Genomic DNA, 1,982 nt, shown 5'->3' on the forward strand with positions numbered 1-1,982 from the left:
CCTATAAACGGAAGCGCGTAGCTTAGACATCTCCATCAAAGACTCAATTAAGGGAAAGCACGCTATGGGCTAACGCAACTAGCTGAAATTCACAACAGTGCCTATCGCTTGGACGGCAATCAAAACAGATGGGAAAACAACACGGCAAATCATTCTACGTGATGAGAGCCAGAAACTGTAAATAAGGCTTTTCACTTGTTGATTTTCTTCAGAAGCCAAGCTAGTTTTTGTCCGAAGTTCCTGATGGTGCGTACGCCTTCCTCATCCTTGAGAACCTCTCCTTTGCTACGGCCAAACGCCATATTCCAGTACGTGGATCCGGGAACTATCATCTCTTCTATCATGAAAAAGAACAAGAGTTGGGCTAACGTGAAATTTTGCCCTGCCCGCCGAGCAACAACAATAGGTCCGCCCGCCTTATTTCTCAAAGGCTGTCCATCAACACCATAAAACCTGCTGATGAGGCTGACCATCTGTGGCGTAGCAGCACCATAATAGACAGGCGTAGCGAGTATTATGCCGTCAGCCTCAACCATCTTTTTGAAGATTGCGTCGAAATCGTCTTTGATGTGGCACTCACCCTTTTCACAAGCATGGCATGCGTCGCATGGTTGAATCTTTTTTCCGGCTAGGCTGATGAGTTCTGTTTTGATTCCATTTTTCTGAATTTCCTCTAACGCTATCCGAGTTAGAGTTTCAGTGTTTCCTCCTCGTCTCGGACTGCCAACAATAGCAACAACTTTCATTTCAGCTCGCCTTGTTTTTCTGAATTTGTTCCTCAAACATAAAATTCTTGTGCCCTATTGAACAGCATTTCATGTGTTAAGGGGCAAATATGCCAATTCTTAGACTGGTGTTCTCTTGAAAAATTCTGTCTCTAGTATAATGGCGCACGAACAAGAAATCAGATATGCGTGTATTCTGCTCTTTCACTTAAGTAGTTTATGGCTTCAAGCGTGGACTTGACGAAACCCAGTAGGCTTAGAAGAGTGGCTATTGTGAAAAATAATCGCAGATCGATGACTAGATTTATGTTTTGATAGGTCGCACCGCACAGCCCGTCTTTCATTGAGAAGACTAAATAGCAAACCACAAACAATGCTTTGGCTGCATTGAAAATATGCTTAAAGATCGTGCCCGAAGCTAGTTCCTCTACAATTACAAATGTAATGTACATTATGATAAAGACTTCAACTGTCTGCTGAAAACCTGAAACTATTTCCGATAGTGGGGCTAAAAATATCCACAAAACAGAATACATTGCATAGAAGGCCAAACCCTTAATCGTTGCCTTTAACCCTTTAAACACGAGAGTTCGAATTTTTGCCTTTAACCCATTTCTTTCCTTAGCCATAGGACATCACCAAAGGTCCATACGTGAAAAACGGAGTCAGAAAGTGTACCTCAAAACGGCCAGTACGAGTCATCTCAGACTTTAGAACGTAAAACTCGATATGTCCACTGTAGCGCGAACCTTGTGATGCGTCAATGAGGGTTTGGCTGGATCCTACAAGCACGCTAGCGCTGTTGTACATTTGCACTTGCATGCTTCCAGCAATATCGGAAAATGCGTGATTCTCAAAGCTTGTCGAAGCAGTCACCCGCAAATGAGTGAGATTGAAGTCTGCACTTTTTGGTTCTCCTAAAGTGAAATTGCGGAAGGGTGCGCCCCATGGAAGAGAAAAGTTTGTTGTCGCGCTAATAGGAATAAGCTCAGCGATTCTTATGCCAGCATACACCGTCACATACAATTCAGTGTCATTAAATAGAAAGTTATGGTCATGCTGCAGTAGATCATTAAAATCAAACGTCACATTGTTAGAGGCTGTCATGTTCTCGCCTTTTTTTATAGTAGGTATGAAGGTTAACCCTCTTGCGATGACGAAACCGTCAGTGTCCGAAATTTCTGTTGTTATGTTGAATGAGCCCACACCATAATAGCCATTGTTAACGATGCCTATCCGCAAAGAAAAGAGCAGACG

Annotated in this window: 3 protein-coding genes; all 3 read right to left on the reverse strand. The window is 43.0% G+C overall.

Features of this window, described 5'->3' with window-relative positions; translation table 11 throughout:
- Positions 1 to 191 precede the first annotated feature (191 nt).
- Positions 192 to 746: a flavodoxin family protein gene (locus tag HXY34_14135; protein NWF97273.1), complete on the reverse strand. Its 555-nt coding sequence runs from the start codon at positions 744 to 746 to the stop codon at positions 192 to 194.
- A 158-nt stretch (positions 747 to 904) separates the two neighbouring features.
- Positions 905 to 1,354 (reverse strand): hypothetical protein, encoded by a 450-nt coding sequence (locus tag HXY34_14140; protein ID NWF97274.1) that lies wholly within the window; start codon positions 1,352 to 1,354, stop codon positions 905 to 907.
- On the reverse strand, positions 1,347 to 1,982 hold a 636-nt coding region (locus HXY34_14145; GenBank protein ID NWF97275.1), incomplete at its 5' end, for a hypothetical protein. The genes HXY34_14145 and HXY34_14140, both read right to left, overlap by 8 nt.

This window comes from Candidatus Thorarchaeota archaeon, from assembly GCA_013388835.1.
In the GTDB taxonomy this organism is placed as follows: domain Archaea; phylum Asgardarchaeota; class Thorarchaeia; order Thorarchaeales; family Thorarchaeaceae; genus JACAEL01.

Excerpts from the sequence above, each read along its gene's own strand:
- HXY34_14140 (NWF97274.1), bottom strand. The coding sequence starts at position 1,354 with ATGGCTAAGGAAAGAAATGGGTTAAAGGCAAAAATTCGAACTCTCGTG.
- HXY34_14135 (NWF97273.1), bottom strand. The coding sequence starts at position 746 with ATGAAAGTTGTTGCTATTGTTGGCAGTCCGAGACGAGGAGGAAACACT.